This is a genomic window from Synergistaceae bacterium, from assembly GCA_031272035.1.
Taxonomy (GTDB): domain Bacteria; phylum Synergistota; class Synergistia; order Synergistales; family Aminobacteriaceae; genus JAISSA01.
On record JAISUO010000115.1, the window covers coordinates 1 to 12,854 of the forward strand.

A 12,854-nucleotide genomic window follows, 5' to 3' on the forward strand; every position below is an offset into this window, starting at 1 on the left:
AGACTTGGCAAGGACCCAACCTACGGGCCGGATTTCGTGAGGCCGCCTTATAAACTGTTTGGTTATTTGCCGGAAAAACTCGATATGAAAGAAGCCGCATTACGGTATATACAGGAAACCATCAGTAAAAAGCTGGCCGTTTTTCCGCTGCGGTTCGTTTTCAGGATGGATGACGACGGAAAGTTCCGAAAAATTATAGAACCGACCAGCCTGCTTTCCGCCATGTGGTATCAGTTTTACCTGGCATTGACCGGGGAAATCCGTCTGCGCCGCTGCTCTATATGCGGGAGATGGGAAAACATGGAAGGACACAGAGAAACCTGGAAGAAACACGCGAACTGCGCGAACTACGGCAGAGTGAAACTCGCCCGGCTCAAGAAAAAGTTACGCAAGAGATCATTGGAGGATTAATAGCCCTTTTTCTCGACCTGCCCAATCAATCTCATCAATTACTGACGAAGCCCATCCAGCCAGTCAGCCCACGCCTGCATCATCTCCCGACGTTCGGGCAGCCTCTCCGCGTGATTGTAGGCGGCACGAACCGCGTTGCTTTCCACATGCGAGAGGGACAACTCCACCACATCGCGATTCCATCCCTGTTCGTTCAGGTTGGTGGAAGCGAGGGCGCGGAAGCCGTGAGCGGTCATCTGCTCCCTCGTGTATCCCATCGACCGGAGCGCCACGAGGATTGTGTTCTCGGACATGGGAATCTTTTTTGAGCGGATCGTCGGAAAAACGAAAGACGAATCGCCCGTCAGGGGAGAGAGGCGCTGCAGCAGTTCCAAAACCTGACGGGACAAGGGGACGACGTGGGGCAGTCCGTTCTTCATGCGTTCATCGGGAATACGCCAGAGTTTTGCGTCAAAATCCATCTCTTCCCATGCCGCGCCTCGTATTTCTCCCGGACGTTGGAAAGTGTAAAGTGAAAACCACAAAGCAAGCCGAACGACAATGCTTCCGTTGTAAGCCTCAATGCGCGTCATCAGGTCCGCTATGTCTTTTGGCGCGGTCAGAGCCGCGAAATGACGCTTTTGCCTTGGCTTCAACGCTCGCTTGAGGTTCTGTGTGATGTCGAGATCGGCGTCGCCCCGCGCTATGGCGAACTGAAAAACCTGTCCGATGATGATCTTTGATTTATACGCGGTTTCGGGCGTCCGCAATTCTATGTTCAAAAGCAGGTTCAAAACTTCCTGCGTCGTTATTTCCCTGAGAGGACGATCTCCAAGTTTTGGGAGGAGATAGGCCCTCAGTTTATGGCTCACGTCCGTACAGTGGGAAGCGGACCAGCTTCCTTTCTGTTGGGCATACCACTCTTCCGCGACTTTGGCGAAGGTCGTGGATTTGATCACTTCCGCTCTGGCCGCGGCCTCTTTCTCGGCTCGTTTCCTTTCCTGCGGATTACCGCCCAGGGCAAGTTCGCGCTTGAAAGCGTTCTTCAAATCCCTCGCGTCGGCCAATCCGATCACAGGATACTTCCCCAGTCCGGCGCGCTTTTCCTTTCCGCCTGTCCAGTACCTGAGAATCCAACTTTTCGCGCCGGTGCTTTTGATTAAAAGAAGAAGCCCGTCGCCGTCGGAAAGAGAATAATCTTTTTCACGAGCCTTCGCGCTTCTGATGGCTGTTTCCGTCAGGGTCATTTTCAATCCCTCCCAACCGTACATCGTTTTTTTCGTACACCGTACATCAGGACATTCTCAACCGTACATCATTCGTTTTCACCGTACAGCGAAAGCCCCGCTACCGTACAGCGAGTTTGCCTCGCAGGGCTTTGCAGCCACCGCCTAAAATCATTTTACCGTACAACAAAAAGAGTTGGAAGTCCCTTCATAAAGTAATGTACGGTTCAATGTACGGTTGCAGTCTTGAAAAGGGTATATTTGGTCAGAAAATCACAGACACATGAAAAGCAAAAACCCCGCTTTTCAGCGAGGTTTTTCGACTTCCTTGGACTTGTTCAAACTCTCTTTGGTCAAAAACTGGCGGAGACGTAGAGATTCGAACTCTAGGAGCATTGCTGCTCAGACGCTCTCCAAGCGCCCGCCTTCGACCACTCGGCCACGTCTCCGCAAAAAACAGAAGCAATTATACACGAGGCATCCCAATTAGGGAAGCGGGTATTTTTTATTTCAAAAAAAGTTTTGCTCTGTCAGGAGTTTTTTGACTGCAGGATGTCAGAGGGCACTGATTATAGAAGAGACTTGCAATCTCCCTGCCTCTGGCATAAACTGCTGATATTTGTTCCGGACTCGGTCTCTTTCTGTTTTCTTTTTCTGTCTGTTTTGAGGAAATCGCAGCGATGAGATTGGGTCGGCGCCTGTACGGATGGACGTTGAATGCCCTCCCGTGATGCGTGACGCGGAGAGGCTGACGCATATAATCGTCAAATCGTGGGAGGAACCGGAAGCTATGAAAGGAATGAACGTGAACGGCGTCGATATGTCAGGGTTGAAGGAGGGGACGCTGTTTGTCCGCTTCGAGAAGGACGGGGAGATCCGCTGCGGGCGGCTCGCGGACGGCGTGGTGGAGGAGCTGGGGGGAAACTCTCCGACGGGGAAAAAATATGACCTGAAAGATCTGACGCTCATGACGCCGCTGGATCCCGTCAAAATCTGGTGTATCGGCCTGAACTATCGCGAACATGCGAAAGAAGCGAATATGAAGATACCCGAAGAGCCCTGCATTTTTATGAAACCCCGAACCTGTCTGATCGCTCCGGAGAAGGCCATCCGTCTTCCTTCCTGGACGGGAAGGGTGGATTACGAGGGAGAGCTTGCCGTCGTCATCGGAAAAAACTGTCGGAACGTAAGCGAGGAAAACGCGACGGAGTACGTCCTGGGCTATTCCTGTTTCAACGACGTATCCGCGAGAGTCCTGCAGCACAAAGACGGGCAGTGGATCCGATCCAAGGGTTTCGACACCTTCGGCCCCTTCGGCCCGGCTCTTCTGGTGACGAAAAAGATGCCGGACAGCGCGAAGCTGACGACGCGCCTGAACGGCAAAGTCGTACAGCAGGGACATTTTGGAGACATGATTTTTTCCGTTTCCGCCATTGTCGCCTGTCTCAGTCGTTTTGCCACTCTGGAACCGGGAGACGTCATCGCCACCGGCACGCCCAGCGGTGTGGGGCCGCTCAGCCCGGGAGACACGGTCGAAATCGAAACAGAGGGCGTTGGCATCCTCAAAAATCCCGTTGCGGGGGAGTGACCCCTGAATAAAATATGATAATCTTATAGCGTCACGGTCCGGTGGCGGAAAATGAAGTCGAAAAATGAAATCAGGAAATGAAATATGGAAATTGCTGTGTAAAAATTGTTACGTAAACTTGGAGGCCAAAAATCGACGGAATTCCGGCGGATGAAAGTTTCGGAAAGAGTGTGGTTTCAGGCCTGAGGGAGTTCCGAATTTGGAAAAGATTGAATTTTACGGGTGGCAGCTGGAGGCTTACTCCCGCATAAAGGAGGAAAGCGCGGTGTTGTCCGCCCCCACCGGCGCGGGAAAAACCCTGGTGGCCTATCTCTGGGCGGGGCTGCTGGATGAAGAGGGCAATGTTACGCAGCCCACAGCGGGACGAGTGATTTTTACGGCTCCCATCAAGGCTCTGAGCAACGAACGGTACATGGATCTGAGGCGGATGGGTTTCGACGTGGGCATCGAGACCGGCGATTTCAAGCGCAACGAAGGCGCCCGGATTATCTGCTGCACTCAGGAAATTTACACGATGAAGTACACGGGACAGCCGGGACAAATGCTGATTGTGGACGAATTTCATTACATCTTCAACGATTCGGATCGGGCCCGGACCTACATCGACGGAATAAGAGGCACCCATAAGGATACGTCGATTCTTGTGATGTCCGCGACTCTCGGTGGAGTGAAAGCCGTTGGGCGTTATCTCTCGGAAAGCTGTTCCCGTCACTTTGTGATCTACGAAAGCCGGGAGCGGATGACCCGTCTGATTTTCACGCCGGATAAACCGGCGGAGCTTCGCGGAGTGCACGATGCGCTGCTTTTTTTATTTTCGCAGAAGGGTGCTTCCGATTTGGCTTTCAGTGTCGCGAGAACCCGCCGTCGGCTGGAGCGGAGACAGTTGGATCGGCTGAACGAACTGGCCGAAATTTTGGAAGTGACAAAGATAGCGCCGCCTCTTTTGAATGGAGTGGGGATTTATCACGGAGGAATGTTCCCCAAGGAAAAACTGCTGGTGGAGTCCGCCTTTCGGGAACGCATTCTGGACGTGGTCTGTGGAACGAACGCTCTGGCCCTGGGGGTGAACCTTCCCGCTCAGTCCGTCGTATTCGCCCAGCTGGTCCAATACCATCACGACGAACCCATCACGAGGAACGAGTTTTTGCAGATGGCCGGGCGGGCCGGGCGGAAGGGGCTTTTCGACCCCGGATTCGTCACCTGGCTGGCGGATTCTCCCTTCGAGCGCCGGGGCTTCAATACGGGAGAGGTCTTTAAAATGCTGGCGGACGGTTCTCCGGAGCCGGCTGCCGTAACTCTGCGCCCCTCTTATGGTCGGCTGCTGCGAAAACAGGTTCTGTTCGAGGTGGAGGCCGAATATATTGCCGAGTACTCCCTGCCTCGGGCGAACATCGCTCTCGTGACCAACTTTTTGCACGCGGGGCTGAAAAAGATCGACCGGGTCGTGCGCAAACTGATGCACGGCAGCGACCGCAATCGTTATCGCTCGATACTCGCCGCGATATGGTACGATGAAATGGAAATCGATGAAAACCTGGAAATGGCGATGCTCTTTTTCGAGGAAGCGACGCCCAGCGCGCTGCTGGCGGCTCAGATGATTCTGCCCTATGAACGCAACTATCTGCAGGCGCTTCTGAAGGTGAAGCGTTTTTCCAATCATCTGCCGAAGGGGTATCGCTTCCGGGCGATGGACGAACTGAACGACACGGTGGACGAAATCGATCCGACGATTTATGGTTTCGAGGAAAAACTGGGCGAGATCGAGACGAGCAGATGATGCCAGTTTGGCGGGAAGATCGCCTGATTTGGCGCCCCTGAGCCTGAGCGATTTCTTTCGGGACGGGAAAATTCCCCGAGTCCTGAACGTTTTGGAGGAGAATTCATGGAACCTGTGGTCCTGCTTTTGAAAAACGGAGATCTGTATTCTCCCGACTATGTGGGGGTCGTGGACGTTCTTGTCCTGAACGGAAAGATCGCCATGATCGGGAGAGGGCTCGATTTCAACTGTACCGGTCTCGACGTGAAGGTTCTGAACCTGCGGGGAATGCATCTGGTCCCGGGGTTCATTGACAATCACGTTCATATCATTGGCGGCGGCGGCGAAGCCGGGTTCCACAGTCGAACCCCGGAGGTGATGCTGTCCTCCATAACGCAGAGCGGCATAACGACCGTGGTGGGCGTAATCGGCACCGACGGGACCACCCGCCACCTGGAAACGCTTCTGGCGAAGGCGAGGGCGCTGACCCAGGAGGGCATAACGGCCTACATCTACACCGGATCCTACGAACTGCCCCTGATCACCCTGACGGGGTCCACGCGGCGCGACATCGTCCTTATCGACGAGGTGATCGGCACGGGAGAAATAGCGATTTCCGATCATCGCTCCTCTGTTCCCACCGTCGAAGAGCTGACCCGTATCGCCTCGGATACCCGGGTGGGCGGCATGCTCTGCGGCCGGACGGGAGTGCTGAACCTGCATATGGGCGGAGGCAGGGAGGGATTCAGCAATATTTTCAGAGTGCTGAAGGACACGGAAATTTCCATTCGACATTTTTTGCCGACCCACATCACGCGCAGCCGGGATCTTTTTGAACAGGCGAAAATTTTCGCGACCCTGGGCGGCACCATCGATATGACCGCCGAAATGGACGAAGCCCACGGATTTGCCGGAGCCATTGGAATCAGCGACGCCGTGAACTCCTGTCTCGAAAACGGTATCCCCATCGAAAATATCACCATCAGCTCCGACGGCAACGGCAGTATGGCCGTTTTCGACCGGGAGGGACAGGTGAAGCGCCTCATCGTCACGAAGCTGAACGGCCTGTACAACGAGCTGAAGGCGCTGGTCGTCAGCGGACTGGACCTCTCCGCGGCTCTTCGCCCCATCACCTCCAACGTGGCGAGGGCTCTGGGGCTTCCCGAAAAAGGCCGCATCGCCGTGGGCTGTGACGCTGACATCACGGTTCTCGACGGCGACATGCAGGTAAACGCCGTTATCGCCAGAGGCCGGATGATGGTGGAGGGGGGACTCCCCGTGGTGAAGGGAACTTTCGAGGACCTGAACGACGAGCGGGATTCCGCGGAATGATTTTTTGGGCGCCTCTCAGGCCCGAAGTCTTCTGAGGTCCCCGCTGAAAGAAAACAGGACTGAACTGAAAATATGACTGAGCCGAAGACATGACCAAGCCCAATATAGCGGCCATTTTGAAAAACCTTCCCGACCGGCCCGGCGTGTATATCATGCGGAACGCCGAAGGAGAAGTCCTTTATGTCGGTAAAGCCAAACGCCTGAAACGCAGAGTTTCCTCCTATTTCCGCCACTCGAATTTCGCCTCGCCGCGTCTGCGGAAGCTGGTGGAACTTGTGGAGGACATTTCCATTCTCAGAACCGACAGCGAGGCTGAAGCCCTGATCGTGGAGAGCAGACTTATCCGGCGCTATTCCCCGTTTTTCAACGTGGACCTCAAAATGTCCGATCGCTACCCCTGGATTCGCATCACGAACGAACCCTTCCCCCGCCTGGCGGTGACCCGCAAAAAAGAGGAGGACGGCTCGGCGTATTTCGGCCCTTACGTGAGCGCGGGCAACATTCGCACCCTCCTGCGCCTGGTCGAGCGCTACTTTCCCCTGAGGTCCTGCCGGATGGAAATTCTGAAGGGGAAACCCGACCGGCGTCCCTGTATCGAGCACGCTCTCGGACGCTGCATGGGGCCCTGCGCGGATCTTTGCACCGAGGGAGAGTACCGGGAACGGGTAAACGACGTTATCCTGCTGCTGCAGGGGCATACCGCCGAACTGGTGGAGCGCATGAGACGGCGAATGGACGCGGCGGCGAAAGTCATGGCCTTCGAGGAGGCAGCCCGTTACCGCGATACCATCCGGGCGGTGTGGAAAGTTTCCCGGCAGCGCGTTTCTGCGACTTTACAGGAGGATCTGGATTCGGAAACCTGGCAGGTTCTGGTTCACCTGCAGGAGACGTTCGGTTTGAAAACGCTTCCCTGGAGGATCGACGCTTTCGACATCTCCCACATGTCGGGACATGAGACCTACGGCTGCTGCATCGTATTCGAGCAGGGGAAGCCCAACCCCTCGCTCTATCGCCGCTTTAAAATACGTTCTCTGGCGGAAAACGAGATCGATGACTTTCGGTCGATTCAGGAAACGGTTCTGCGTCGCTACCGTCATCTGCTGGACCACGCCGAGCCCCTGCCGCAGTTCACCGTCATCGACGGAGGGCCGGTACAGCTTGAATTCGCGATGAAGTCCTTCGAGGAGCTGAAGCTGGACATTCCCGTCGTTTCCCTGGCCAAACAGGAAGAGCTGGTTTTTCTCCCCGGCCGTCCCGAACCTCTGCGGCTGTCCTTCGACGACCCCGTTCTGAAATTGCTTCAGCGTCTGAGGGATGAAGTTCACCGCTACGCCATCACCACCCACCGCAACGCGAGAGCCGGTCGTCTTCGCCGATCCGCCCTGGAGGAAATTCCCGGAATCGGCAAAAACCGGGCGGCTCAGCTCATCGTAAAATTTGGAAGCGTTCAGCGCATCGCCCGGCTCACTCCCGAAGAACTCGGCGCGGTCCCCGGACTGGGAAAGGCCCTCGCGCAAAAAATCGTCGACCATCTCAGAGGGGAACGAAAAGGCGAAGAAAATCCGGAGGAAAACACGCGTCACGAAGTATAATATTCTCTGTGACATAAAATGTTTTGCTCGGTCGGACCGAAGCGAAATGGAGCTGTGTAATGCGATGGTGTCAAAACGCGGACTGGATGAATATGGAATGAGCCGCGCGCTGTCTCTGGCCCGACGGGGGATGGACGGAGCCTGCCCCAATCCCATGGTGGGCTGCGTTCTCATGAAGGACGGGCGCGTCGTGGGCGAGGGGTGGCATGCCCGCTGCGGCGGCGACCACGCGGAAATCGCCGCTCTGAAAAACGCGGCGGCCAGGGGAGAAACAGTCCGCGGAGCTACGGCCTTCGTCACGCTGGAACCCTGTTCTCACTTTGGAAAAACTCCTCCCTGCGCGCCCCGGCTGGTGGAAGAAGGCATTGCCCGTGTGGTCGTCGGAACGACCGACCCCAACCCGAAGGTGAACGGCGCCGGTATAGAAATACTGAAAAATGCCGGAGTGGAAGTTTCCGTTCCCTGTCTGGAGGAGGAATGCCGGTGGCTGAACCGCGGGTTCATTCGAAGCAAAACCCTCTCGCGTCCGTGGATCACCCTGAAGGCCGCTTTGGGGCTGGATGGAAGAATGGCGGTCAAGAGCGGGGAAAGCAACTGGATTACGGGGACGACGGCGCGAGTGTGGGCTCATCTTCTGCGCTCCGGGCATCAGGGGCTTCTGGTCGGCGCGGGAACGATCCTGCGGGACGATCCTGAACTGACGGTGCGCCACACTTGCGGGAAATCGCCTTTACGCATAATATTGGATACTGATCTTTCGACGTCTCCGGAAGCGAAGGCCCTGCGGGGAGGGTGCCTCGTTCTGACCTGCAGCGAAAACGCGGAAAGAAAACATCGCCTGGAGGCTGCGGGGGCAGAGGTTTGCCTCGTTCCGCGAAAGGACGGGCGTGTTGATCTGAAAGCCGCCCTGAGGGAGATTGCTTCCCGGGACGTACAGATGCTGATGGTGGAGGGCGGCCCGACGGTTCTGTCGTCTTTTATGCGCGAGGAACTGTGCGACGCCGCGGCCTTTTTCGTCTCGGGGGTCCTGATGGGTTCCGGCCCCGGCCCGGCCGACGGGCTGAGCTTCGAGTCCATGAAGGACGCGGCGCGCCTGAAAAATCTGCGGGTGCGTCGGGTGGACGGCGATATGCTTGTGGAGGGAGTTTTTCGATGTTCACCGGACTTGTAGAGGCGGTGGGGACGGTGCGGGATCTTCGAAGGACGGGAAGCGTTTTTCGTCTTTCTCTGGAGTGTCCCCGACTGGCTCCGGAGCTGTTTTTTGGTCAGTCCGTGGCGGTCAGCGGCGCCTGCCTGTCCGTGGTGGCCCTCCAGGGCAATGTCTTCGAGGTGGAGATGATGCCCGAAACGGCCGATCGAACTCGTTTTTCCACCCTTGCCAGAGGAAGCCGGGTCAACCTGGAACGGGCCCTGCGCCTGGGAGACCGACTGGACGGTCATCTGGTTCTGGGTCATGTGGACGGAACGGCGACGGTGCGGGACATCACCGGATCGCGAGAGACAAAAAAAGCCTGGTTTCGGACGTCGGAGGACGTCATGCGTACAATTGTGGCGAAGGGGTCCGTGGCGGTGGATGGAGTCAGCCTGACGGTCATTGACGCGGAGTCCGGAGGTTTTTCCGTGGGACTGATCCCGACCACTCTGAAGAACTGCACGCTGGGACAGCTTGAAGCGGGAGAAACAGTGAACGTGGAAACAGATATAATTGGCAAGTATGTAGAGAAGCTGCTGGCGCTTCGACCTTTGAAAGGAAGCGGCGGCCTGACTTTGGAGGAGCTGGGCAATCTTGGATACTGAAAAAACGGAGACGACTGCGCTTATTACCGGAAATCAGTGCAGCCCGGACGACTTCCCGGAGTCCGGAGACATTAAATTTGACCTCATTGAGGATGCGATAGAGGATATTCGTCAGGGGCGCATGGTGCTGGTGGTCGATGATGAAAACCGCGAAAACGAGGGTGACGTCGTTATAGCCGCCGTTCACGCGACGAAGGAACGGATCAATTTCATGGCCCGTTACGCCCGGGGGCTCATCTGCGCTCCCGTATCCCCTGAAATCGCCGAAAGGCTGCGTCTGGACCCTCTCACGCGAACGGGAAACGACAGGCATGGAACGGCCTTTCTGATGACGGTGGACGCCAGAGAGGGGACGACGACGGGAATTTCTGCGGAAGAACGAGCGCTCACGGCGCGGCTTTTGGCCTCTGACGCCGCGCGACCGGACGATTTTTACAGGCCGGGGCATCTGTTTCCTCTGGCCGCGAGAAGAGGCGGCGTCCTGAAGCGTGCCGGGCATACCGAGGCGGCCGTGGATCTGGCGCGCCTGGCGGGGCTGCCCCCGGCGGGGGTGATCTGTGAGGTGATGAAGGACGACGGCGCCATGGCCCGTCTGCCGGACCTGGCCTCTTTCGCGAAACAGTACGGACTGAGGCTGATTTCGGTTCAGTCCCTCATCGCCTGGCGCAGCGCCAGGGAAAGGCTGATCGAAAAGGTGGTGGAGGTCAGTCTGCCGACGGAGTTCGGCAGCTTCAGAGCCCATGCCTATCGCAGCACTCTCGAAAACGACGATTCTCACACCCACATCGCCCTGGTGAAGGGGAGTATCGCGGCATCGGATGAAGTTTTGGTCCGTGTGCACAGCGAATGCCTGACGGGGGACGTGTTCGGCTCTCTGCGCTGTGACTGCGGCCCCCAGCTTCACGCGGCTCTTTCCATGATAGAAAGGGAGGGTGCGGGGGTTCTTTTGTACATGCGCCAGGAGGGACGAGGCATAGGAATTCTCAATAAACTGAAAGCATATAAACTGCAGGAGGAGGGACTGGACACCGTGGATGCCAACCTCGCTCTGGGGTACGCTCCGGACCTGCGGGATTACGGAATTGGAGCGCAGATTCTGATGGATTTGGGGCTTCGAAAGATTCGGCTTCTGACGAACAACCCCCAAAAGATCGTCGGACTTGAGGGCTACGGGCTCCAGATCGTCGATCGGGTTCCCCTCGTCATTCCGCCGAACGAGTTCAACAAAGGTTACATGGACGCCAAGGAAAGCCGGATGGGACATTTGTTGCATTCTCTGTAAGTCTCTGGCGTTCTCTTTAAGAAGAGCAGGGTGAAGGTAAAAATGAGGAGGAGGACCTGAATGCGGGTGATCGAGGGCAAACTGATAGGAACAGGGCTCTCCGTGGCGATTGTGGTGTCGCGGTTCAATGAGCTGATCTCCAATAAACTGCTGGAGGGGGCGAAGGACGTTCTCATACGTCACGACGTTTCTCACAGAGATATTGATATATACTGGGTTCCGGGGGCCTGGGAACTGCCGCTGGCGTCCAAGGAAGTCGCCCTTTCCGGGAAATACGACGCGATTATCGCCCTTGGAGCGGTTATTCGGGGAGATACGCCCCATTTTGACATGGTGGCCGGGGAGATGTCCAAGGGATTGGCTCAGACGGGCCTGGAACAGCGGGTTCCCGTTCTTTTTGGCGTGCTGACCTGCGACACTCTGGAACAGGCTTTGCTTCGGGCGGGGAGCAAGGCGGGGAACAAGGGCGCGGACTGCGCCACCGGCGCCATTGAAATGGCCAACCTTTTGAAAAATATTCGACTGGGAGAAAAAAACAGGGAGAAGGAAAACGGGGATGCTTGATCTCAAATGGGTCCTGGCAAATCAGGAAGAAGTAAAAACTTTTCTCGCGAACAGGAAACATGACTTCGATCTGCAGGCGCTGGTCGCCCTGGACGAAGAACGCCGGGCGCTCATCGTCGAAACCGAGGAACTGAAAGCCCGGCGCAACGAAGGCTCCAAAAAAGTGGGAGAGGCCCGACGGACGGGAGCCAACGCGGAGGCTCTGATGGAGGAGATTCGAGTCATCGGTGAGCGGGCGAAGGAGATCGACGGAAAGCTCTCCGATGTGGAAACCAAAATCGAGGAGATCCTTCTGACGATGCCCAACAGGGTTCATGAGACGGTTCCCGTGGGGGAGGATGAAAACGCCAATCCCACGGTGCGCGTCTGGGGAGAGCCGGGGAAATTTCCCTTCGAACCCAAAGCCCACTGGGACCTGGGGGAAGCTCTGGGGATCATGGACTTCGAAAAGGGAGCTCTGCTGGCCCAGAGCCGTTTCACCGTGCTGAGGGGTATGGGCTCGCGAATGGAACGGGCGCTGATCTCCTTCATGCTGGACCTGCACACGACGCAGCACGGGTATACGGAAATGGAGCCGCCCTTTATGGTGGGATCGAAGATTTTGCGAGGCACGGGACAGCTTCCCAAGTTCGCGGAGGACCTTTATAAAATTGAAGGGGAGGACCTGTGGCTGATCCCAACGGCGGAGGTTCCCCTGACCAACATGCATCACGGGGAAATCCTGGAGGAAAAGGCCCTTCCAAAGTACTACACGGCCTACACGCCCTGTTTCCGCAGAGAGGCCGGAGCCTACGGCCGCGATGTGCGGGGTATGCTGCGTCAGCATCAGTTTGACAAGGTGGAACTGGTGAAACTTTGTACGCCGGAGACGAGCTACGAGGAGCTGGAAAAGCTGACGGCCAACGCCGAGCGGGTTCTGCAGATTCTGGAGCTGCCCTATCGGGTCGTGTCGCTCTGTACGGGGGACATCGGCTTCGGGTCCGCGAAGACCTACGATTTGGAGGTTTGGCTGCCCTCTCAGGGAAAATATCGAGAGATCAGTTCCTGCAGTAACTGTGAGGATTTTCAGGCCCGGCGCATGAACACGCGTTATCGTCCCGCGGACGGCGGAAAACCCCGTTTTGTTCATACGCTGAACGGTTCGGGGATCGCGATTGGCCGCACGCTCATCGCTGTCATGGAAAACTATCAGCGGGAGGACGGAAGTATCGGAATTCCCTCCGCGCTGATTCCTTATATGAACGGCCTTACTGAAATCAGATAGAAATTAATTTTAGAAAAAAATTTTAGATAGAAATTCAGATTAAATTTGGAGGTGTCGCTTTCT

General features: G+C 56.4%; 11 protein-coding genes and 1 tRNA gene. 10 read left to right on the plus strand and 2 right to left on the minus strand.

The annotated features are described in order from the left end of the window. Nucleotides 1-411: hypothetical protein (locus tag LBR61_13545; GenBank protein ID MDR1733105.1), on the plus strand; the 411-nt coding region annotated here is incomplete at its 5' end. 38 nt (nt 412-449) lie between these two features. On the opposite strand, the gene LBR61_13550 is transcribed toward LBR61_13545, so the two are convergent. Both LBR61_13550 and LBR61_13555 read right to left on the minus strand, forming a co-directional pair. Then, nucleotides 450-1,637: a tyrosine-type recombinase/integrase gene (locus LBR61_13550; protein MDR1733106.1), complete on the minus strand. Its 1,188-nt coding sequence runs from the start codon at nt 1,635-1,637 to the stop codon at nt 450-452. A gap of 340 nt (nt 1,638-1,977) precedes the next feature. After that, nucleotides 1,978-2,065 (minus strand) — tRNA-Ser (locus LBR61_13555). Between the two features lie 341 nt (nt 2,066-2,406). Here LBR61_13555 and LBR61_13560 point away from each other — a divergent pair. The 9 genes from LBR61_13560 to serS all read left to right on the plus strand — a co-directional run bounded on the left by LBR61_13560 (nt 2,407) and on the right by serS (nt 12,791). Further along, nucleotides 2,407-3,204: a fumarylacetoacetate hydrolase family protein gene (locus tag LBR61_13560; GenBank protein MDR1733107.1), complete on the plus strand. Its 798-nt coding sequence runs from the start codon at nt 2,407-2,409 to the stop codon at nt 3,202-3,204. 199 nt (nt 3,205-3,403) lie between these two features. Next, the gene (locus tag LBR61_13565; protein MDR1733108.1) at nt 3,404-4,981 is read left to right on the plus strand and encodes a DEAD/DEAH box helicase; all 1,578 of its coding nucleotides are present in this window, start codon (nt 3,404-3,406) and stop codon (nt 4,979-4,981) included. Nucleotides 4,982-5,086: 105 nt separating this feature from the next. Further along, nucleotides 5,087-6,292 carry a beta-aspartyl-peptidase gene (gene iadA, locus LBR61_13570; protein ID MDR1733109.1) on the plus strand — a complete coding sequence of 402 codons (1,206 nt, stop codon included), beginning with the start codon at nt 5,087-5,089 and terminating at the stop codon, nt 6,290-6,292. Nucleotides 6,293-6,381: 89 nt separating this feature from the next. Then, on the plus strand, nt 6,382-7,884 hold the full coding sequence (locus LBR61_13575) for an excinuclease ABC subunit UvrC (protein ID MDR1733110.1): 1,503 nt from the start codon (nt 6,382-6,384) through the stop codon (nt 7,882-7,884). Nucleotides 7,885-7,948: 64 nt separating this feature from the next. Then, nucleotides 7,949-9,055 (plus strand): bifunctional diaminohydroxyphosphoribosylaminopyrimidine deaminase/5-amino-6-(5-phosphoribosylamino)uracil reductase RibD, encoded by a 1,107-nt coding sequence (ribD, locus tag LBR61_13580; GenBank protein ID MDR1733111.1) that lies wholly within the window; start codon nt 7,949-7,951, stop codon nt 9,053-9,055. Then, a complete protein-coding gene (locus LBR61_13585) occupies nt 9,037-9,681 on the plus strand; it encodes a riboflavin synthase (GenBank protein ID MDR1733112.1) in 645 nt (214 codons plus the stop codon). The genes ribD and LBR61_13585 overlap by 19 nt, the downstream gene beginning before the upstream one ends. Further along, a complete protein-coding gene (locus tag LBR61_13590; protein ID MDR1733113.1) occupies nt 9,671-10,963 on the plus strand; it encodes a bifunctional 3,4-dihydroxy-2-butanone-4-phosphate synthase/GTP cyclohydrolase II in 1,293 nt (430 codons plus the stop codon). Before LBR61_13585 ends, LBR61_13590 begins: the two co-directional genes overlap by 11 nt. Before the next feature lie 60 nt (nt 10,964-11,023). Further along, the gene (ribE, locus tag LBR61_13595; GenBank protein ID MDR1733114.1) at nt 11,024-11,527 is read left to right on the plus strand and encodes a 6,7-dimethyl-8-ribityllumazine synthase; all 504 of its coding nucleotides are present in this window, start codon (nt 11,024-11,026) and stop codon (nt 11,525-11,527) included. After that, entirely contained in the window at nt 11,520-12,791 is a 1,272-nt protein-coding gene (gene serS, locus LBR61_13600; protein MDR1733115.1) for a serine--tRNA ligase, read from the plus strand. Before ribE ends, serS begins: the two co-directional genes overlap by 8 nt. Nucleotides 12,792-12,854: the final 63 nt, after the last annotated feature.

Coding starts and splice junctions, on each gene's coding strand:
- ribD (MDR1733111.1), top strand. CDS start 7,949: ATGGTGTCAAAACGCGGACTGGATGAATATGGAATGAGCCGCGCGCTG.
- iadA (MDR1733109.1), top strand. CDS start 5,087: ATGGAACCTGTGGTCCTGCTTTTGAAAAACGGAGATCTGTATTCTCCC.
- LBR61_13550 (MDR1733106.1), bottom strand. CDS start 1,637: ATGACCCTGACGGAAACAGCCATCAGAAGCGCGAAGGCTCGTGAAAAA.
- LBR61_13585 (MDR1733112.1), top strand. CDS start 9,037: ATGTTCACCGGACTTGTAGAGGCGGTGGGGACGGTGCGGGATCTTCGA.
- ribE (MDR1733114.1), top strand. CDS start 11,024: ATGCGGGTGATCGAGGGCAAACTGATAGGAACAGGGCTCTCCGTGGCG.
- LBR61_13560 (MDR1733107.1), top strand. CDS start 2,407: ATGAAAGGAATGAACGTGAACGGCGTCGATATGTCAGGGTTGAAGGAG.
- LBR61_13575 (MDR1733110.1), top strand. CDS start 6,382: ATGACCAAGCCCAATATAGCGGCCATTTTGAAAAACCTTCCCGACCGG.
- serS (MDR1733115.1), top strand. CDS start 11,520: ATGCTTGATCTCAAATGGGTCCTGGCAAATCAGGAAGAAGTAAAAACT.